We start from the raw sequence: 20,505 nt of genomic DNA on the forward strand, positions 1-20,505 counted from the left end.
CGTGATGCCACAATCCTTACCCCAGCCAGGCCAGCCCAAACGGCGCTTCAAATGGCCGACGGGGATGCCGCAAATTATTGCGCTTATCCTGGTATTGCTGGTTGATAGCCTCGTCTCGCCGCACTTCTTACAGGTGGTGTTGCAGGAAGGCCGTCTGTTCGGCAGCCCGATTGATATTCTTAACCGCGCGGCACCCGTTGCGCTACTCGCTATCGGCATGACGCTGGTTATTGCGACTGGTGGGATCGACCTCTCTGTGGGCGCGGTAATGGCGATTGCCGGTGCGACGGCGGCCTCGATGACCGTCGCTGGGCATAGCCTGCCTGTAGTCCTGCTGGCGGCGCTTGGCTCTGGCGTACTGGCGGGTTTATGGAACGGCGTTCTGGTGGCGATCCTGAAAATTCAGCCCTTTGTGGCGACGTTGATTCTGATGGTCGCCGGGCGTGGGGTCGCGCAACTGATCACCACCGGGCAAATCGTCACCTTTGATTCGCCGCCTCTGGCGTGGCTGGGCAGCGGTTCGTTGCTGCTGTTCCCGACGCCGGTGATTATCGCCCTGGCTACGCTGCTGATTTTCTGGCTGTTCACCCGTAAAACGGCGCTGGGGATGTTTATCGAAGCGGTGGGCATCAACATCCGTGCGGCGAAAAATGCCGGGGTCAACACGCGCATTGTGGTGATGCTGACCTATGTCCTGAGTGGCGTGTGCGCGGCCATCGCCGGAGTGATTGTCGCGGCGGACATTCGCGGCGCGGATGCCAATAACGCCGGGCTCTGGCTGGAACTGGACGCCATTCTGGCGGTGGTGATTGGCGGTGGTTCGCTGATGGGCGGGCGCTTTAACCTGCTGCTGTCGGTGGTGGGGGCGCTGATTATTCAGGGGATGAACACCGGGATTTTGCTCTCGGGTTTCCCGCCGGAGCTCAATCAGGTCGTGAAAGCGGTGGTGGTGCTGTGCGTGCTGATTGTCCAGTCGCCACGCTTTATAAGCATACTGAAGGGGATGCGCAGCCATGATAAAACGTAATTTACCGCTGATGATCACGCTCGGCGTCTTCATCCTCGGCTATCTCTACTGCCTGACCCAGTTTCCCGGCTTCGCCTCGACGCGGGTGATTTGCAATATTCTCACTGACAACGCCTTTCTGGGGATCATTGCGGTCGGCATGACGTTTGTGATCCTTTCAGGTGGGATCGATCTCTCGGTCGGGTCAGTGATCGCCTTTACCGGCGTGTTCCTCGCCAAAGCGATCGGTTTCTGGGGGATCTCACCGCTGCTGGCTTTCCCGCTGGTGCTGGTGATGGGTTGTGCGTTCGGCGCATTTATGGGGCTGCTGATTGATGCGCTGAAAATCCCGGCATTCATCATTACGCTTGCGGGGATGTTCTTCCTGCGCGGCGTCAGCTATCTGGTCTCTGAAGAGTCGATTCCGATTAACCATCCGGTTTATGACACGCTCTCCAGCCTTGCGTGGATGATCCCCGGCGGCGGGCGCTTAAGCGCGATGGGGCTGTTGATGCTGATGGTGGTGGTGGTGGGGATTTTCCTTGCCCATCGCACGCGATTTGGTAATCAGGTTTATGCCATCGGCGGCAGCGCGACGTCGGCGAACCTGATGGGCATTTCCACTCGCAGCACGACGATTCGCATTTATATGCTTTCAACCGGGCTGGCGACGCTGGCGGGCATTGTCTTCTCGATTTACACCCAGGCGGGCTATGCGCTGGCGGGCGTAGGTGTGGAACTGGACGCGATTGCGTCGGTTGTCATCGGCGGCACGCTGTTAAGCGGAGGGGTTGGAACGGTGCTCGGTACGCTGTTTGGCGTGGGGATTCAGGGTTTGATTCAGACCTACATCAACTTCGACGGCACGCTCAGTTCATGGTGGACGAAGATCGCCATCGGCATTCTGTTGTTTGTCTTTATCGCCCTGCAACGTGCGCTGACCGTGTTGTGGGAAAATCGGCAGAATGCGCCTGTGACAAGGGTTGCGACAAAGCAATAAAAAAGGGAGCGAGGCTCCCTTTTCATTTTTTGGCGAATTTACGCGTCCGGGAACTCACGGATAAAACGTTCAACATCGTCAACCATATGGTCATTCCCGACGAAGAACGAACGACGCTGGTGCAGGGTTTCCGGGATGATATCCAGAATACGATTCTCACCGTCGCTGGCTTTACCGCCCGCTTGTTCCGCGAGGAAGGCCATCGGGTTGCATTCGTACAGCAGGCGCAGTTTCCCTTCCGGGTGGCTGGCGGTGCTTGGGTAGAGGTAGATACCGCCTTTCAGCAGGTTGCGGTGGAAGTCCGCCACCAGTGAACCGATATAGCGCGAAGTGTATGGGCGCTGTGTAGACTTGTCTTCTTCCTGGCAGAACTTAATGTATTTCTTCACGCCAGTCGGGAAACGAATGTAGTTACCTTCGTTAATGGAGTAGGTGTTACCTTTTTGCGGGAAGCGCATGCGCTCCTGGCTCAGGCAGAACACGCCAAGAGACGGGTCGTATGTGAAGGCGTGGACGCCGCAACCGGTGGTGTAAACCAGCATGGTTGAGGAGCCATAAACCACGTAACCGGCAGCGACCTGCTTGTTACCCGGTTGCAGGAAATCTTCTTCAGTAACCGGCGTGCCGACAGGCGTCACGCGGCGATAGATAGAGAAAATCGTCCCGACAGAGACGTTCACATCGATGTTGGAGGAGCCGTCCAGTGGATCCATCAACACCACATATTTCGCGTGTTCACACCCTTCAAAGACCACAATCTCGTCTTCTTCTTCGGATGCAATGCCAGCGACGATATCGCGGGCGCGCAGTGCGGCTTTCAGTTTTTCGTTGGCGAACAGATCGAGTTTTTGCTGCACCTCGCCCTGAACATTTTCAGCACCGCTGGCACCCAGGATATCAACCAGACCTGCTTTGTTGATATCGCGGTGGATGATTTTGGCACCTAACTTTATTGCCGACAGTAGAGCGGTAAGCTCACCGGTCGCATGAGAAAATTCATGCTGTTTCTCGACAATAAATTCACCTAACGTTTTCATAACACTTTCCCTGCAGTTAATGTGGAGTAAAGCGACTGCAACAATCTTAACAAAGAATAAAAAGAATGCGCACAGGTGAATCGCGCCAGCAAAGTACGGAATATCCTGAAATGCATTTCTCTGCTGGCGAACATGTGGGTAAAATGTGCGGCAGATAAAAGAAGGATAGTGACGTATGCGCATTCATATTTTGGGAATTTGTGGCACTTTCATGGGCGGCCTGGCAATGCTGGCCCGCTCCCTCGGCCATGAAGTAACGGGCTCGGATGCGAATGTGTATCCGCCAATGAGCACGCTGCTTGAGAACCAGGGCATTGATTTAATTCAGGGTTACGACGCCAGCCAGCTCGACCCGCAGCCGGATCTGGTGATCATCGGTAACGCCATGACGCGCGGGAATCCGTGTGTTGAAGCGGTGCTGGAAAAGAACATTCCGTTCATGTCCGGCCCTCAGTGGCTGCATGATTTCGTCCTGCGCGACCGCTGGGTGCTGGCCGTTGCCGGTACGCACGGGAAAACCACCACTGCCGGTATGGCGACCTGGATCCTCGAAGCGTGTGGCTACAAGCCGGGCTTTGTGATCGGCGGCGTGCCGGGGAACTTTGAGGTTTCTGCGCGTCTGGGCGACAGCCCGTTCTTCGTTATTGAAGCGGATGAATACGACTGCGCCTTCTTCGATAAGCGTTCTAAATTCGTGCATTACTGCCCGCGCACGCTGATCCTCAACAACCTTGAGTTCGATCACGCGGACATCTTTGACGACCTGAAAGCGATTCAGAAACAGTTCCACCACCTGGTACGCATCGTTCCGGGGCAGGGGCGCATTATCTGGCCGGAAAACGACATCAACCTGAAGCAGACGATGGCGATGGGGTGCTGGAGCGAGCAGGAGCTGGTAGGTGAACAGGGCCACTGGCAGGCGAAAAAACTGAATGCCGATGCCTCCGAGTGGGAAGTGCTGCTCGATGGCGAGGTGGTCGGTCAGGTGAAATGGGGCCTGGTGGGCGAGCACAACATGCACAATGGCCTGATGGCAATTGCTGCTGCGCGTCACGTCGGCGTTACGCCTGCAGATGCGGCAAACGCGCTGGGGACGTTCATCAACGCCCGTCGCCGCCTTGAACTGCGCGGCGAAGCCAACGGCGTGAGCGTCTACGATGACTTCGCACATCACCCGACGGCTATCCTCGCCACGCTTCAGGCGCTGCGCGGCAAAGTCGGCGGCACAGCACGCATTCTGGCGGTGCTGGAACCGCGCTCTAACACCATGAAAATGGGCGTCTGCAAAGACGATCTCGCTCCGTCACTGGGGCGCGCGGATGAAGTCTTCCTGCTTCAGCCGCAGCACATCCCGTGGCAGGTGGCCGAAGTGGCAGAAGCCTGCGTGCAGCCTGCCCACTGGAGCGCCGACGTTGACACGCTGGTGGACATGGTGCTGAAAACCGCGCATCCAGGCGATCACATTCTGGTGATGAGCAACGGCGGCTTCGGCGGTATTCATCAGAAACTGCTGGACGGCCTGGCGAAAAAAGCGGAACAGCAACAACAGTAACCTCCCTCAGGTCAGGTTTCTGCGCAGCCAACCGGGAAACCGGTTGGCTTTTTTTATGGCTATTTTTGGAGGAGATCGCGGATGCTTTCGCCACATAAAATCACTTCAACAGACTCGCCACTTTTTGCGCGCGTCGATGCGCTGTACGCGCAGGCTTTTCCGTGGCATGAACAGCGCGAAGCGGCGGCCAAAACAGAGGCGCTTAATGATCCACGTTATGCGCTGGAAGCGTGGTTCGACGGTGAGCAATTTGTGGGGATGAGCGGTAGCTGGCGACTGGGAGAGATGCTTTACATTGAGCATCTGGCGGTCGATGGCACATTGCGCTCAAAAGGTTACGGCAAGATTTTGCTGGCTGAACTCCTGACCCGCGCCCCGTTAACGGTGCTGGAAATTGATCCGCTTACCACGGAAATTGCCCACAGGCGGCTACGGTTTTATGAATTAATGGGGTTTATCGCGAATCCGTGGGCGCACGTGCACCCGACGTATCATCAGGGGATTGCCGACCATGAACTGGTGGTGCTGAGTTACCCGCAGGGGATCGATGCGGCGGGGTATCAGCGGTTTAATGAGGGGTTGTGCGGGATAGTGATGGGGCTGAAACAACCCTCACCCTAACCCTCTCCCTGAAGGAGAGGGAACCGTCCGCACCTGTTTTCTCCCTCTCCCTGTGGGAGAGGGCCGGGGTGAGGGGGAACAAACCTGCTCCCAACTTACCCTTCGTTCTCCGCCAGTTCGCGCAGATACTGGAAAATCAGACGCGAAGACTTCGGCGGCTTATTCCCTTCTTTCTCTTTCTTCGCGTTGCGGATCAGTGAACGCAGTTGCTGACGGTCAGCTGTCGGCCACAGATTCAGCACTTCATCCATCGCTTCATCACCGTTATCAATCAGACGATCGCGCATCTGTTCCAGCTTATGGAACAGGGCAACCTGCTGGTTGTGGCGGTTCTTCAGCTTATCCAGCGCCTGGCGAATCGGCTCGACGTCACGGCTACGCAACATTTTGCCAATCAGCTGCATCTGGCGGCGGCGACCTTCTTTCTTGATGCGCTGCGCCAGCTCAATGGCGGCACGCAGGTCATCATCGAGCGGGATTTTATCCAGCGCGTTTTTACCCAGGTCGACGATCTCACCGCCAAGCTGCTTCAGCTCTTCGGCGTCACGTTTAATTTCACTCTTGCTGACCCAGATAATTTCATCATCTTCGTCTTCGATATCATCACCGGGGACGTCGTCGAGCCAGTCTTCGGGCTGCTTTGTCATTTCAGGCTCCTTAAAAAAGAGGCTAATACTAACAGCTTGGGCGCACACTGAGAAAGGGTTCTCTGTTAGACTTCAGGTAACTTTACCTAACATTATGGCATTGGCGATGAAAGTAATCACACAAGTTGCAGAACAGCGTATTGCGCTGGAAAAAGCTGTCTCCACCGCACTGGAACTGGCATCAGGCAAATCAGATGGTGCTGAAGTCGCGGTGAGTAAGACCACGGGCATTGGCGTCAGCACCCGTTATGGTGAAGTGGAAAACGTTGAATTTAATAGCGATGGTGCGCTTGGCATCACCGTGTATCACCAGAATCGTAAAGGCAGCGCGTCCTCAACCGATCTCAGCCCGGACGCCATCGCGCGTACCGTTCAGGCTGCACTGGATATCGCCCGTTATACCTCGCCAGACCCGTGTGCAGGTGTCGCAGAAAAAGATTTGCTGGCCTTTGATGCGCCGGATCTCGACCTGTTCCACCCGGCTGAAGTGACGCCGGATGAGGCGATTGAATACGCCGCGCGCGCAGAACAGGCGTCGCTGAAGGCCGATAAACGCATCACCAATACCGAAGGCGGCAGTTTTAATAGCCACTACGGCATCAAAGTGTTCGGTAACAGCCACGGCATGCTGCAAAGCTACTGCTCGACGCGCCACTCGCTCTCCAGCTGTGTGATCGCCGAAGCCGATGGCGATATGGAACGCGACTACGCCTACACCATTGGCCGCGCGCTGGGCGACCTGCAAACCCCGGAGTTTGTCGGCGAAGAGTGCGCCCGCCGCACGCTGGCGCGTCTGTCGCCGCGTAAGCTTTCTACCATGAAAGCGCCGGTGATTTTTGCTAATGAAGTGGCGACCGGTCTGTTTGGCCACCTGGTTGGTGCGATTGCCGGTGGCTCGGTGTATCGCAAATCGACCTTCCTGCTCGATTCCCTCGGTAAGCAGATCCTGCCGGAGTGGCTGACCATTGAAGAGCACCCGCACCTGCTGAAAGGGCTCGCCTCTACGCCATTTGACAGTGAAGGCGTGCGCACCGAGCGTCGCGACATCATCAAAGACGGCGTGCTGATGCAGTGGCTGCTGACGAATTACTCTGCGCGTAAGCTGGGCCTTAAGAGTACCGGTCACGCGGGCGGCATTCACAACTGGCGTATCGCCGGGCGCGGCCTGAGTTTTGAAAAGTTGCTTAAAGAGATGGGCACGGGTCTTGTCGTCACCGAACTGATGGGACAAGGTGTCAGCGGAATCACCGGCGACTATTCTCGCGGTGCATCCGGTTTCTGGGTCGAAAATGGCGAGATCCAGTATCCGGTCAGTGAGATTACGATCGCAGGAAATCTGAAAGATATGTGGCGTAATATCGTCACGATTGCTGACGATATCGAAACGCGCAGCAATATCCAGTGTGGCTCCGTGCTTCTGCCGGAGATGAAAATCGCCGGGCAATAATGCCCGGTTTTTACGGACGCGCCCTGCGGCGTCTGATTGCTTAATAATAAAAAAGGAAGTGAGCAATGCGTAAAAAACTCTTAGCAATGTTAGCCGTATCCTCTCTTGCGTTGGGCGCGGCAGCACCTGCGTTCGCCGATCTCGAGGATGATATGGATACGCTGGCGAAAAACCTCAAAGTGGTGGAAAGCACCTCGGATGCGACCGAGCTGAAAGCGGCGCTCACCGAAATGCGCACCGCCGCGCTGGACGCCCAGAAAGAAACCCCGCCGAAGCTGGAAAGTAAAGCGGCTGACAGCGCCGAGATGAAAGATTATCGTCACGGCTTTGACGTGCTGGTCGGGCAAATCGATGGCGCACTGAAGCTGGCCAACGAAGGCAAAGTGCAGGAAGCCAAGGCGGCGGCGGAAGAGTTTAAAGCCACGCGCAACGAGAACCACAAGAAGTTTCGTTGATTATTAGTGAGCGCCGGATGGTGGCTGAGCCTTATCCCGTAGGCCGGATAAGCGCCAGCGCCATCCGGCACTTTCACCGCACATAAGTAAACCTTATCCACCTCACATTTTCGTACAAATCCTCAATACGTATTCCGCCGCTGAACTTCCGTTTCAGGATATATTCGCGTGATGAATATCACGCTTTTCCGCCGATAACTCGTTAAAACCGCTAATTTTGTGGCACAGATCACTGGCCTCCTTCACCTTTCCACTTCGAAGTGGAAAACAACTCGCTACAAACCTGCAACCCGCGCCGTTACTTTAATTCCAGAGCCATTAACGGGGTAAGACGAGTGATGAATGCAGCGGTATTGAACAATGATGTGGAACCGGCAGCGCAAACAGAACAGCTTGCCGACACCATGCTGAAGCAGGTTTTTGACCTGTTACGCAGCCACAACATTATCCCCAACGACGTACAGGAGCAGATGCTGACTTCTCATTTGCGCGCAATGGCGCATCGGTCTGTGACCGGTGAACCGCTGCCAGAAGTAGATGCCAGCCTGTTCGACGAAATTTCACCTGAATCAATGCAACTTGCCCGCGAAGTGGTCGCGCAGTTTGGCAATCTTCCTGATGAAGAGTCCTGGCTGCTTTCCGTTCACTTCGAAGTCGCAAAAGAAAACCTTTAAGGAGCAAAACATGGAACAGATTACCGTTGTGATTGGCGATCGTTTAGGCAAAGGCCAGAAAGTGGCAGCAGGCGTTGAGAAAGCGGGTGGTCGTGCCGTGGTCGTACCGGGCGTGGCAGCAGATATGAAACTGGGCGATGTGATGAAAGCGGAAAACGCCACATTCGGCATCTCCTTCTGCGGCAGCGGCGGTGCAGGTGCGATTACTGCGCAGACCAAATATGGCTACAAAGCCAAATATGGTATGCGCTCCGTTGATGAGGGCGTGACGGCCATCAACGAAGGCTGCAACGTACTGGGCTTCGGTTTTATGGATAAAGAAGAGCTGGGCGAGCGTCTGGTACAGGCGTGGCAGAAGAAGTACGGCGCGTGAGTATGAAACAACAATTCACCAAAACGGTGAGAGTCAAAGGGAAAGGCGACGCCAAAGCGCGCGCCTTTGCCGACGCGCTAAACCATGTTCAGGCCGCGGTGATGAAAGATACACCGCATATCTTACTGCGTATTGAGCCACAGGATGTGCAGGTTGTTCATGCGTATGAAGCGGTGCGAAAAGAAGCGTTCTTATTCTTCTTTCTGCGCCGGGAAAGACGCACCTACAGCGTGGAGCTGGATGTGACCGTCAACGTGACCGCCATCAATCTCGACAACGTGGATTTCGTCACGCAGAGCTAAATCACACAGAAGGGCAGACTGATGTTCTTAATTATATTAATAAAATCGCTCATTATCGGCGGCCTGGTCGGCGTCGGTGTAGGGGCCGGTGCTGCACGCATGTTCCATGCGCCAACCACACAAGGGATGGGCGCGTTTCGTACGTTGGGGGAGCTGAACTCCTGTGAAGGCGACCCGGCGTCACACTTCTCCTTTGGTCTTGGCTTCTTCTTTAACGCCTGGGCCTCTTCCGTTGCAGCAGGTTCATTTACCCAGGACGTTGACCACCGCATCATCCCGAACTGGGGCGCGGCGGCACTGATGATTAAAAATCGCAATGTCGGCGAGACGCTGCACGATCCGAAGAAAATGGCGATTGCCTGCGGCGTGATCGGCATGCTGGTCGTTACCTTCCTCAACTTAACCGCCTCCTCAGTACCGGAATCACTCCAGGTGACCGCCGTTAAGGTACTGGTTCCGGCAGCGAACCTGCTGGTGAACACGGTGATGCCGGTAATCTTCTGGCTGGCGGCGATTGACGCGGGCAAGAAATCGGGCTTCTGGGCGACCGTCTTTGGTGGTGCAGCGCAGATGATCATGGGGAATGCTGTACCGGGTCTGGTGCTGGGTATCCTGATTGGTAAGGGCGTTGAAGAGAGCGGCTGGAACCGCATCACCAAAGTGATGATGAGCGCCATCGTGGTGCTGTTTGTCCTGAGCGCCTTCTTCCGCGGCTTCGACATGAAGATGATCGAATCCTTCCACCTGACCGTGCCGAACTGGCTCGATCTGATCCACAGCTCGCTCAGCGGCAAATAACGGGAGCCTCGAAATGGAACAGAATAAAGGTTTTTGGTATGCCGACTGGTCGTTCCCGATCTTTGTTGGCCTGCTCTCTTCCGGCGTGTTCGCCGGGACGCACATGTACTACCTCTACGGCATCGGCGCATTTAACGAAGTGGCGTTTGTCTCGATGCTGCGTGCCGGGATTGATACCGGCGCTTACGGCGCGGTGGCGGCGTTTGGCGCAAGCTTCCTGTTTGCCCGCATCATCGAAGGTTCGCTGGTGGGGATTCTGGATATCGGCGGCGCGATTCAAACCGGCGTCGGCCTCGGTGTTCCGGCGCTGCTGCTCGGCGCGGGCATCATGTTCCCGGTGACCAACTTTATCGCTTCACTGATTACCGGTCTGGTGATTGGCCTGGCGATCGGTTACGTCATTATTCTGGCGCGTAAGTTCACCATCAATCAGAGCGACTCGACCTACGGGGCGGACGTGATGATGGGGGCGGGTAACGCCTCTGGCCGCTTCCTCGGGCCGTTGATTATTCTCAGTGCGATGACCGCATCCATTCCTATCGGTATCGGTTCCCTGCTTGGCGCGCTGCTTTTCTACCTCTGGCAGAAGCCGATTACCGGCGGTGCGATTCTGGGCGCGATGCTGTTTGGTGCGCTGTTCCCAATCGCGATTAGCTAACTGCCTGATGGCGCTTCGCTTATCAGGCCTACGAGCGGTAGGCCGAATAAGACGAAAATGCCGTCATCCGGCAATGACCCAGGCGGGCGTGAAAACGCCCGCTCTCTCAGGAGAACGAGATGTTTGATTTACTCCTGCGCGGTGCGCGCCTCGTCGACGATACCCTGACCGATATCGCCATTCAGGATGGCTTAATCCACGCGCTGGGCGACCTGACGTCACCCGCTAAGAAAACGATCGACCTGCACGGCAACTACTACGTCAGCGCGGGCTGGATTGACTCCCACGTTCACTGCTACCCGAAATCACCGATTTACCACGACGAACCCGATAGCGTAGGGATCGCCACCGGCGTGACCACCGTTATCGATGCCGGTAGCACCGGGGCAGATGACGTGGATGAATTCTATGAACTCACTCGCCAGGCGGCGACCGACGTTTATGCGCTGCTGAATATCTCCCGCGTCGGGCTGATTGCCCAGAACGAGCTGGCCAATATGGCCAATATCGACGCCGACGCGGTGCAACAGGCGGTGAGACGTCACCCTGATTTTATCGTCGGCCTGAAGGCGCGGATGAGCAGCAGTGTGGTAGGCGAAAACGGCATCACTCCGCTGGAACATGCGAAAGCCATGCAGCAAGCCAACGGCGATTTGCCGCTGATGGTGCATATCGGCAACAACCCGCCGAACCTGGATGAGATTGCCGACCTGCTGAGTTCCGGCGACATCATTACCCACTGCTATAACGGCAAACCGAACCGCATTCTTACGCCGGAAGGTGAACTGCGCGCCTCGATTACGCGCGCGCTGAAGCGTGGCGTGCGTCTCGATGTCGGCCACGGTACCGCCAGCTTTAGCTTTGAGGTAGCGAAACGCGCCATCGCAATGGGCATTCTGCCACACACCATCAGTTCCGATATCTACTGCCGCAACCGCATCGACGGCCCGGTACGCTCGCTGGCGCTGGTGATGTCCAAATTCCTCGCCATCGGTCTGTCGCTGCCGCAGGTCATTGCCTGTGTCACCTCGCATGCCGCAGAAGGCTTACGTCTGGCCCACAAAGGTCGCCTGGCGCCGGGGATGGACGCGGATCTGACGATTTTTACCGTGAAAGATCAACCGATGAGCCTGACCGATGCGGAAAACGTTTCGCTTCAGGCTGACAAAATTCTGGTGCCACTGGCTGCCGTTCGCGCAGGCAAAGGCTATATGACCGAACAAGGGAGTGCAGAAAATGCCTTCGATTTTTGAGAAATACCATCTAAAACAAGTCATCAACACCTCTGGCCGCATGACCGCGCTGGGTGTTTCAACCCCACGCCCGGAAGTGGTCCAGGCGGCGATGGACGGCATGAACCAGTATTTCGAGATGAAAGACCTGGTCAATAAAACCGGCGAGTACATTGCTAATTTGCTGGATGTCGAAGGGGCGACGGTGGTCTCGTGCGCGTCGGCAGGTATTGCGCAGTCCGTGGCGGCGGTGCTGGTAAAAGACAGCGACTGGCTGCTGGAAAACCTGCATGTCACGCCGGTTGAAAACAACGAAATCGTTCTACCGAAAGGTCACAACGTCAACTTCGGCGCACCAGTGGGCACCATGGTTGCGCTCGGCGGCGGCAAGCTGGTGGAAGCGGGTTACGCTAACGAATGTTCCGCAGCACAATTGGCGGCGGCAATTACCCCGCGCACGGCGGCTATCCTGTATATCAAATCGCACCACTGCGTGCAGAAAAGCATGCTCAGCGTTGAGCAGGCGGTGGTTGTCGCACGTAAACATAACCTGCCGCTGATTGTTGATGCGGCGGCGGAAGAAGATCTCCAGTGTTACTACCGTTCTGGGGCGGACCTGGTCATTTACAGCGGCGCGAAAGCCATTGAAGGGCCGACCAGCGGTCTGGTGATTGGCAAAACCCAGTACGTTGAGTGGGTGAAGCGCCAGTCGGCGGGTATTGGCCGCGCGATGAAAGTGGGCAAAGAGGGCATTCTTGGCCTGACCTGCGCCATTGAACATTACCTTACCGCAACGAAAGAGAGCGGCGCGGAGATGGTGGCGAAGATGACGCCGTTTATCGATGCACTGAATACGCTCAACGGCGTGTCCGCCCGTGTGGTCTGGGATAGCGCCGGGCGTGACATTGCGCGTACCGAAATTAAATTCGACGAAGCCGTCACCGGCATTGGCACCGGCGAGCTGGTCGATGCGCTCAAGCAGGGGCAATACGCCATCTACTTCCGTGGATATAAAGCCAATGAAGGCATTATCGAAGCTGATGTACGCAGCGTCGACCAGGCGCAGCTGGACATTGTTGCCCGCCGTATTGCAGAAGTGATCAAACAGGAGATTAACGCATGAAACTGACCCCAAACTTTTACCGTGACCGCGTCTGCCTGAACGTTCTGGCGGGCAGCAAAGAAAACGCCAGCGAGATCTATGAAGCGGCGGAAGGTCATGTGCTGGTGGGCGTGCTCTCCAAAAATTACCCGGATGTGGCGAGTGCCGTGGCCGATATGCGTGATTACGCGGCGCGGATTGATAATGCACTCTCCGTAGGTCTGGGCGCGGGCGACCCGAATCAGTCGGCGATGGTCAGCGCGATTTCCGCTGAAGTGCAGCCGCAGCACGTCAACCAGGTCTTTACCGGTGTGGCGACCAGCCGTGCGTTGCTGGGCCAGAACGACACCGTGGTGAACGGTCTGGTCTCACCAACCGGCACGCCGGGTATGGTGAAAATCTCCACCGGGCCGCTGAGCAGCACCGCGCCGGATGGCATCGTGCCGGTTGAAACGGCGATCGCCCTGCTGAAAGATATGGGCGGCAGCTCAATCAAATATTTCCCGATGGGTGGCCTGAAGTGTCGTGAGGAATACAAAGCGGTGGCGGAAGCCTGCGCACGTCACGACTTCTGGTTGGAGCCAACGGGGGGGATCGATCTGGAAAACTTCAGCGAGATCCTGAAAATTGCCCTCGATGCCGGTGTAAGCAAAATCATCCCGCACATCTACAGTTCTATTATTGATAAAGCCAGCGGCAACACGCGCCCGGACGACGTGCGCGCGCTACTGGAGATGACGAAGGCGTTAGTGAAGTAATAAGAGTGCCCCCTCATCCTAACCCTCTCCCGCAGGGAGAGGGGACCGACAGTGCAAATGTGAAATACCTGCGCTGGTTTTCACCCTCTCCCTGTGGGAGAGGGCCGGGGTGAGGGGGAACCAACCACACTATTCCCAAGGAGCCATCATGCACCCATCCCACCACCTGCTTGTCGCTTCACTTTCTCTGCTTGCCACCACCGCTATCGCGCAGACGCAATACGCGTGGGTGGGCACCTACAACCCCAACGGCGAAGGCGTGTACCGCTTTACCCTCGACAGCCAAACCGGGGCGTTAAGCGACAAAACGTTGGTCAGCACGTTGCCCAATGCCGCGCAGCTTACCGTCTCTGCCGATGGCAAAACCCTGTACGTGGCGAGCGAAGAAGAGAAGGGCATGGTGCAGGCGTTGCGGGTGGATGAGAAGGGCGCACTTCATGAGCTCAATCAGGTTTCATCCGGCGGCGCGGGCCCGGTGTATCTCTCGTTGACGCCCGGCGGAAAACATCTGCTGGTGGCGAATTACGTCAGCGGCTCCGTGGCGATGTTGCCGGTGAAAGCCGATGGCAGCCTGGCGGAGGCCAGCGATTTTCATCAGGATGCGGGTGATCCCGGCGCCGCGAAACCTGCGGCTGCGGTCAAAGGCAGCTTTGCCGCCAGCGATCATAACGGCCCACATGCGCATATGATCGCCGCCGATCCCAGCGGGAAATATGTTTTTTCTACCGATCTGGGGCTCGATCGGATCTACCAGTATCGTCTGGATGAAAAGAACGGCAAGTTGATCCCGAATACGCCGCCATTCATCAATGCTTCATCGCCGGGCGCGGGGCCGCGTCATTTTGTGTTTACAGCAAAAGGCGATGGGCTTTGGTTGATCAACGAAGAGTCTTCCACGCTGACGCATTACCGACTTGATGCAACAACCGGGCAACTTCAGGAAGGGAAAACGGTGTCGTCGCTGCCGAAAGCGTATCAGGGAACCAGCTTCGCCGCCGGGCTGGCAATCAGTGCGGACGGAAAACAGCTCTATGTTGCCAATCGCTTGCACAACAGTATTGCCCACTTCACGGTTATGAATGACGGTTCATTGATTCAAAATGATAATATATGGACGCGAGGCGACTACCCGCGCAGCCTGACGCTGGATAGCGCGGGCCGCTGGCTGTACGTGATGAATCAGCGCAGCGATAACATCACCCGTTTTCGCGTCGCGCCTGACGATGGCACGCTGACGTTTGTCCCCGAATACACATCGGTCGGCAGCCCATCGCAGATGGTGATTTCGTTTAACCCCTGAGGCGTAATAAGGAAACTGACGTGCGATTCCCCAACCAACGTTTAGCCCAACTGTTCAATTTACTGCAAAACGAAGTTTTGCCGCAGGATGAGCTGGCTGCACGGTTGTCCGTTTCCACCCGTACCGTTCGCGCCGATATCACGGCGCTTAATGCCTTGCTGGCGAGCTACGGCGCGCAGTTTACGCTCACGCGCGGCAGCGGCTATCAGCTCAATATCAGCGACCCGAATCGCTATCAAAAACTGGAAGAAAGTGCGCCGGGCACGCTACGAATTCCGCGTACGGCAAGCGACCGCGAACATTCTCTGGCGGTGCGCTTTCTGACATCCGCGTTTTCACTCAAGCTGGAAGACCTGGCGGATGAGTGGTTTGTCAGCCGTGCCACGCTGCAAAACGACATGATCGCTGTGCGTGAACGTTTTCAGCGGTATCAGTTGACGCTGGAGACGCGCCCGCGCCACGGCATGAAGCTGTTTGGCAGCGAAGTCTCTGTTCGCGCCTGCCTGACGGATATCCTTTGGGAACTGCCGCAGCAGGAAGGGTTTAATGCCCAACTGATGGCGGAAGCGCTTAACGCGGGGGCCGTCACCTCGCTTACCGCAACGTTGCAGGAAACGTTCACCCGCTATGCGATTCGCCTGACTGACGAAGGAGAGCGCTTTATTCGTCTTTATTGCGCGGTGGCGGTACGGCGTATCAGCGAGGGCTTCCCGCTGGCAGAATTCGCGGCGGAAGAAGAGGTATCGCAGAATGTGCGCGAAGCGGCGCGCGATATCGCGGCGGCCATGCAGAAACTGGCGGGCAAACCGCTGGCCGACTCGGAGAAAGCCTGGTTGTGCGTGCATATCTCCGCGCGCCAGACCCAGCAGGTTTCGCCAAGCGCTATCAGTGCCGACGATGCCGAAGCGCTGGTGAACTACATCCTCAGCTACATCAATAGTCACTATAACTACAACCTGCAAAACGACGATCAGCTGCACGCGGATCTGCTCACCCATATCAAAACGATGATCACCCGCGTGCGCTACCAAATCATGATCCCCAATCCGCTGCTGGACAACATTAAACAGCACTACCCGATGGCGTGGGATATGACCCTGGCGGCGGTGTCGAGTTGGGGGAAGTACACGCCGTACACCATCAGCGAAAACGAGGTTGGTTTCCTGGTGCTGCACATCGGCGTCGGGCTGGAGCGGCACTACAATATCGGCTATCAGCGTCAGCCGCGTGTCTTACTGGTGTGCGACACCAGCACGGCGATGGTGCGCATGATTGAAGCGGTGTTGCAGCGCAAATATCCACAGATTGACGTGACCGATGTGCTTTCGCTACGTGATTACGAACAGCGGGAGAGCATCAGCGAAGACTTTGTTATTTCGACCGCCCGCATCAACGAAAAAGATAAACCGGTGGTGACCATCGCCCCGTTCCCAACCGAGTTCCAGCTTGAACAAATCGGCAAACTGGTTCTGGTGGACCGCACCCGTCCGTGGATGCTGAACAAATATTTCGATGCGGCGCATTTTCGCATTATCGACGGCGATATCGACCAACAGACGTTATTTAGCGAACTTTGCGCTCAGCTTCATGAAGAAGGCTTTGTTGACGCCGAGTTCCACTCTTCAGTTGTGGAGCGTGAAGCCATCGTCAGCACCATGCTCGGCGACGGCATCGCGCTGCCTCACGCCCTGGGATTGCTGGCACAAAAAACGGTGGTCTACACGGTGCTGGCGCCGCAGGGGATTGCGTGGGGCGAGGAAACCGCGCATGTCATCTTCCTGCTCGCCATCAGCAAACGTGAGTATGAAGAAGCGATGGCGATCTACGATATTTTCGTCACCTTCCTGCGCGAACGCGCAATGGCGCGGCTGTGCACCTGTCGGGACTTTGCGGAGTTTAAAACCGTGGCGATGGAGTGTGTGAGTCGGTTTTGAGAGGCGTTTTCCAGAATCGAATGTAATGCGGGTGTAATGCTATAATGCATTACACTTTTTCTTTTTCTGGAGGCACAATGGCGACCATCAACGTCAGGCTTGACGATCAACTCAAGAAAGAGGCGTACGCCGTGCTGGAAAAACTCAACATCACTCCCACGGAAGCCGTGCGATTACTGTTTCAGTATGTGGCAGATAACGGGCGGATGCCGGTAAAAAACGTCACCATCAGCGACAGTGAAGAGGCGCTGCTACAAACTGTCAGGGAAAGACTGGCCAATCCGCGAGAGGCCGTTAAGGTCAGGCTGGATGATCTATGAACTGGCTTTTGACCCGAGGGCGTTAAAAGAGTGGCAAAAGTTAGGTGCGACCGTCCGGGAGCAGTTTAAAAAGAAACTGAAATCAGTTTTGCTTCATCCGCGCAATGAAGCTGACAGGTTACGGACGTTCCCCGATTGCTACAAAATCAAGCTAAAGGCTTCTGGGTTCAGGCTGGTTTACCAGGTGCAAGAGGCTAAGGTTACGGTGCTGGTGATAGCGATAGGCAAACGGGAGAAATCTGCCGTCTATCAGGATGCTGACAAACGGCTTGAAGTTTAACGCAGGTGATGCACCACCTGATTGCTGCTGCCGCGCCAGATAAGCGCCGGGTCTTTTAAATCCTGCACAAACTTACCGTCGACCAGCACGTTGATGAGATTGACCACGTCCATTTGCGCGGCGTTCAGCTCGTCCAGCTTGTAGCCGGTCCACACCCAGATATCCTTCCCCTGGCATTCCGCGTGGATGCGTTTGACCAGCTTGAGGATCTCGGGCACGTTTTGCGGATGGAGTGGATCGCCGCCGGAGAGTGAAATCCCCTGGCGTTTCACGCGCGTGTCGTTGAGATCGGCAATGATGCGGTCGGCCATTTCGGTGGTGAATGGCTGACCTGAATTCACACGCCAGGTGCTTTTGTTATAGCAGCCGGGGCATTCGTGAACGCAACCTGCCACAAACAGCGTGCAGCGTGTGCCGGGGCCATTGACGATATCGACGGGGTAGTACTGATGGTAATTCATGGTTGTTCTTATTGAGTATAGTGCGGGTTGTGGCCCCTCACCCTAACCCTCTCCCGAAGGGAGAGGGGACCGACCGAGCGGATCGTACAGGACGGCGTGGTTTTCTCCCTCTCCCTTAGGGAGAGGGCCGGGGTGAGGGGGAGCCGTTTAACCGATCTGCCCGTTGCCGAGGTGTTTCACGCGGCGTTTCACTTCTTCCTGCTTACCGGCGTTAAACGGACGCGCATCCGGGCTGCCTAAGTAACCGCATACGCGGCGGGTGACCGATACGCGGGACGCGTCGTGGTTGCCGCATTTCGGGCAGGTGAAGCCTTTGCTGGTGCACTCGAATTCACCGGTAAAGCCGCACTCGTAGCACTCATCAATTGGCGTGTTGGTGCCGTAATACGGCACGTGCTTGTAGCTGTAATCCCAGACATCTTCCAGCGCTTTCAGGTTGTGCTGAATGTTCGGGTACTCGCCGTAGCAAATGAAACCGCCGTTCGCCAGCGGCGGATACGGGGCTTCAAAATCGATTTTGTCGTACGGGTTAACCTTTTTCTCAACGTCCAGGTGGAAGCTGTTAGTGTAGTAACCTTTATCGGTGACGCCAGGTACCACGCCGAATTCAGCGGTATCAAGGCGGCAGAAGCGGTCACACAGGTTTTCACTTGGCGTGCTGTAGAGGCTGAAGCCGTAGCCGGTTTCATCTTTCCACTGGTCAACGGCCTGGCGCAGACGTTCAACGATGGCAGTGCCTTTGGCGCGCAGCGCTTCATTGTCATAAACGTGCTGATTACCAAACAGCGCATTGATGGTTTCGTGAATGCCGATGTAACCCAGCGAGATAGACGCACGACCGTTTTTGAAGATTTCAGAAACGTCATCGTCAGCCTGCAAACGCACGCCGCACGCGCCTTCCATATACAGGATAGGAGCCACGCGCGCTTTTACGCCTTCCAGACGTGCGATACGGGTCATCAGCGCTTTACGCGCCAGCACCAGACGCTCATCCAGCAGTTTCCAGAACGCGTCTTCGTTGCCTTTGGCCTCCAGCGCGATGCGCGGCAGGTTCAGGCTGATGACGCCGAGGTTGTTGCGGCCATCGTGGATCTGCTCGCCGTTTTCGTTTTCCCACACGCCGAGGAAGCTGCGGCAGCCCATCGGGGTTTTGAACGAACCGGTGACTTTCACAACCTGGTCGTAGTTCAGGATGTCCGGATACATGCGCTTGCTCGCGCATTCCAGCGCCAGTTGTTTGATGTCGTAGTTGGCATCGCCCGGTTTGTGATTCAGGCCGTCGCGGATAGCGAACACCAGTTTCGGGAACACGGCGGTTTTACGGTTTTTGCCGAGGCCCGCAATACGATTACGCAGAATGGACTGCTGAATCAGGCGTGATTCCCAGGTCGTACCAAGACCAAAACCGAAAGTCACGAACGGTGTCTGGCCGTTGGCGGTATGCAACGTGTTCACTTCATATTCCAGCGACTGGAAAGCGTCATAGCACTCTTTTTCCGTACGGGAATGGGCGTAGCCTTCTGCGTCCGGAATCTGCCACTCTTCAGCGGTCTGGCGATGTTTATTGAAGCTGGCGGTCACGAACGGGGCCAGAACTTCGTCAATACGGTTAATGGTGGTGCCGCCATAAATGTGGCTGGCAACCTGTGCGATGATCTGCGCGGTAACGGCCGTCGCGGTAGAGATGGATTTCGGCGGCTCGATTTCCGCGTTACCCATTTTAAATCCCTGCGTCAGCATCCCTTTCAGGTCGATCAACATGCAGTTGAACATCGGGAAGAACGGGGAGTAATCAAGGTCGTGATAGTGGATAACGCCACGTTCGTGCGCCATGACTACATCATGCGGCAGCAGGTGCTGACGTGCGTAGTGTTTTGCTACGATACCCGCCAGCAGGTCACGCTGGGTTGGGATCACTTTACTGTCTTTGTTGGCGTTTTCGTTCAGCAATGCCGAGTTGGTTTGTTCAACCAGACCACGAATTTCCTGATTCAGACGGCCACGCTTTTCACGCTGGCTGTCGCGGTCATGGCGATATTCGATATAGGCGCGCGCCAGCTGTTTGTACGGGCCAGACATCAGCTGGTTTTCAACCGCGGTCTGGATCTCGTTGATATCAACCTGGCTGCGGCCCTGCATCTGCTCGCTTACGATTGCCGCGACGGTGGCGCAATAGTCTGCGTCATCGACTCCCGCTGCTTTAGCGGCACGCAGGATAGCTTCCTGGATGCGCTCTGATTTGAACGGCACTTTACAGCCATCGCGTTTCATCACATGCGGTGTCATGATCACTCCATTATAAAAACAGGTTATCCACAGAACTGAAGTCGGGGCGGGGGCCAGATTTACAAAGCCTGCCCGCGTGTTAGCGCTTCTCCAGTCAAATTTATCCACATATCACCCCCTTTCTTCATTGGAAGGGTATGGTGATATTGTAGACGATAAACCCAATATGTTGGGTCGGCGAGCATTCTAAGGTCTATATATAGTGATTTGCATCAAACAAGTTTGCGATTTTATTGATGTAGGACAAAGTAAAAATTGAAGC

At 56.0% G+C, this 20,505-nt stretch carries 22 protein-coding genes; 18 read left to right on the forward strand and 4 right to left on the reverse strand.

Going from position 1 to position 20,505, the window contains the following annotated elements; translation table 11 throughout:
• Position 1: 1 nt before the first annotated feature.
• Positions 2-1,027 (forward strand): galactofuranose ABC transporter, ATP-binding protein YtfT, encoded by a 1,026-nt coding sequence (gene ytfT, locus NMC31_RS14080; protein WP_253898312.1) that lies wholly within the window; start codon positions 2-4, stop codon positions 1,025-1,027.
• Entirely contained in the window at positions 1,014-2,006 is a 993-nt protein-coding gene (yjfF, locus tag NMC31_RS14085; protein ID WP_253898313.1) for a galactofuranose ABC transporter, permease protein YjfF, read from the forward strand. The genes ytfT and yjfF overlap by 14 nt, the downstream gene beginning before the upstream one ends.
• Before the next feature lie 38 nt (positions 2,007-2,044).
• Here yjfF and fbp read toward each other — a convergent pair whose 3' ends face one another.
• Entirely contained in the window at positions 2,045-3,043 is a 999-nt protein-coding gene (fbp, locus tag NMC31_RS14090; RefSeq protein WP_149462895.1) for a class 1 fructose-bisphosphatase, read from the reverse strand.
• A 175-nt stretch (positions 3,044-3,218) separates the two neighbouring features.
• Between fbp and mpl the strand changes: the two genes are divergently transcribed.
• A complete protein-coding gene (mpl, locus tag NMC31_RS14095; protein ID WP_253898314.1) occupies positions 3,219-4,595 on the forward strand; it encodes a UDP-N-acetylmuramate:L-alanyl-gamma-D-glutamyl-meso-diaminopimelate ligase in 1,377 nt (458 codons plus the stop codon).
• Between the two features lie 81 nt (positions 4,596-4,676).
• Positions 4,677-5,216 (forward strand): GNAT family N-acetyltransferase, encoded by a 540-nt coding sequence (locus NMC31_RS14100; protein ID WP_253898315.1) that lies wholly within the window; start codon positions 4,677-4,679, stop codon positions 5,214-5,216.
• Positions 5,217-5,311: 95 nt separating this feature from the next.
• Here NMC31_RS14100 and yjgA read toward each other — a convergent pair whose 3' ends face one another.
• A complete protein-coding gene (gene yjgA, locus NMC31_RS14105; protein ID WP_253898316.1) occupies positions 5,312-5,863 on the reverse strand; it encodes a ribosome biogenesis factor YjgA in 552 nt (183 codons plus the stop codon).
• Between the two features lie 94 nt (positions 5,864-5,957).
• Between yjgA and pmbA the strand changes: the two genes are divergently transcribed.
• The 14 genes from pmbA to NMC31_RS14175 all read left to right on the forward strand — a co-directional run bounded on the left by pmbA (position 5,958) and on the right by NMC31_RS14175 (position 17,496).
• Positions 5,958-7,310 carry a metalloprotease PmbA gene (gene pmbA, locus NMC31_RS14110; RefSeq protein ID WP_149462899.1) on the forward strand — a complete coding sequence of 451 codons (1,353 nt, stop codon included), beginning with the start codon at positions 5,958-5,960 and terminating at the stop codon, positions 7,308-7,310.
• A 65-nt stretch (positions 7,311-7,375) separates the two neighbouring features.
• Complete coding sequence (cybC, locus tag NMC31_RS14115) at positions 7,376-7,765, forward strand: cytochrome b562 (RefSeq protein ID WP_253898317.1); 390 nt, start codon at positions 7,376-7,378, stop codon at positions 7,763-7,765.
• Positions 7,766-8,100: 335 nt separating this feature from the next.
• On the forward strand, positions 8,101-8,439 hold the full coding sequence (locus tag NMC31_RS14120; protein WP_149462901.1) for a PRD domain-containing protein: 339 nt from the start codon (positions 8,101-8,103) through the stop codon (positions 8,437-8,439).
• Between the two features lie 10 nt (positions 8,440-8,449).
• On the forward strand, positions 8,450-8,812 hold the full coding sequence (locus tag NMC31_RS14125; RefSeq protein ID WP_008786042.1) for an SFCGS family glycine-rich protein: 363 nt from the start codon (positions 8,450-8,452) through the stop codon (positions 8,810-8,812).
• Positions 8,813-8,814: 2 nt separating this feature from the next.
• Entirely contained in the window at positions 8,815-9,114 is a 300-nt protein-coding gene (locus NMC31_RS14130) for a DUF4312 family protein (protein WP_015966150.1), read from the forward strand.
• A gap of 21 nt (positions 9,115-9,135) precedes the next feature.
• Positions 9,136-9,912 (forward strand): DUF4311 domain-containing protein, encoded by a 777-nt coding sequence (locus NMC31_RS14135; RefSeq protein WP_015966149.1) that lies wholly within the window; start codon positions 9,136-9,138, stop codon positions 9,910-9,912.
• Between the two features lie 13 nt (positions 9,913-9,925).
• On the forward strand, positions 9,926-10,570 hold the full coding sequence (locus NMC31_RS14140; protein WP_015966148.1) for a DUF4310 family protein: 645 nt from the start codon (positions 9,926-9,928) through the stop codon (positions 10,568-10,570).
• Positions 10,571-10,689: 119 nt separating this feature from the next.
• A complete protein-coding gene (locus NMC31_RS14145; protein ID WP_253898318.1) occupies positions 10,690-11,823 on the forward strand; it encodes an amidohydrolase/deacetylase family metallohydrolase in 1,134 nt (377 codons plus the stop codon).
• Entirely contained in the window at positions 11,807-12,925 is a 1,119-nt protein-coding gene (locus tag NMC31_RS14150; protein ID WP_253898319.1) for a DgaE family pyridoxal phosphate-dependent ammonia lyase, read from the forward strand. The genes NMC31_RS14145 and NMC31_RS14150 overlap by 17 nt, the downstream gene beginning before the upstream one ends.
• A complete protein-coding gene (dagF, locus tag NMC31_RS14155; protein WP_015966145.1) occupies positions 12,922-13,662 on the forward strand; it encodes a 2-dehydro-3-deoxy-phosphogluconate aldolase in 741 nt (246 codons plus the stop codon). The genes NMC31_RS14150 and dagF overlap by 4 nt, the downstream gene beginning before the upstream one ends.
• 148 nt (positions 13,663-13,810) lie before the next feature.
• Entirely contained in the window at positions 13,811-14,962 is a 1,152-nt protein-coding gene (locus NMC31_RS14160) for a lactonase family protein (protein ID WP_253898320.1), read from the forward strand.
• A gap of 20 nt (positions 14,963-14,982) precedes the next feature.
• Complete coding sequence (locus NMC31_RS14165) at positions 14,983-16,896, forward strand: BglG family transcription antiterminator (RefSeq protein ID WP_253898321.1); 1,914 nt, start codon at positions 14,983-14,985, stop codon at positions 16,894-16,896.
• 77 nt (positions 16,897-16,973) lie between these two features.
• A complete protein-coding gene (locus tag NMC31_RS14170; protein WP_253898322.1) occupies positions 16,974-17,216 on the forward strand; it encodes a type II toxin-antitoxin system RelB/DinJ family antitoxin in 243 nt (80 codons plus the stop codon).
• Positions 17,206-17,496, forward strand: a complete 291-nt coding sequence (locus NMC31_RS14175; RefSeq protein WP_253898323.1) for a type II toxin-antitoxin system RelE family toxin — start codon at positions 17,206-17,208, stop codon at positions 17,494-17,496. Before NMC31_RS14170 ends, NMC31_RS14175 begins: the two co-directional genes overlap by 11 nt.
• Here NMC31_RS14175 and nrdG read toward each other — a convergent pair.
• Positions 17,493-17,957 (reverse strand): anaerobic ribonucleoside-triphosphate reductase-activating protein, encoded by a 465-nt coding sequence (nrdG, locus tag NMC31_RS14180; RefSeq protein ID WP_253898324.1) that lies wholly within the window; start codon positions 17,955-17,957, stop codon positions 17,493-17,495. The genes NMC31_RS14175 and nrdG overlap by 4 nt on opposite strands.
• Positions 17,958-18,104: 147 nt before the next feature.
• Positions 18,105-20,243 carry an anaerobic ribonucleoside-triphosphate reductase gene (gene nrdD / locus NMC31_RS14185; protein ID WP_149462909.1) on the reverse strand — a complete coding sequence of 713 codons (2,139 nt, stop codon included), beginning with the start codon at positions 20,241-20,243 and terminating at the stop codon, positions 18,105-18,107.
• Positions 20,244-20,505 lie beyond the last annotated feature (262 nt).

Source organism: Pseudocitrobacter vendiensis, from assembly GCF_943590815.1.
Lineage (GTDB): Bacteria > Pseudomonadota > Gammaproteobacteria > Enterobacterales > Enterobacteriaceae > Pseudocitrobacter > Pseudocitrobacter vendiensis.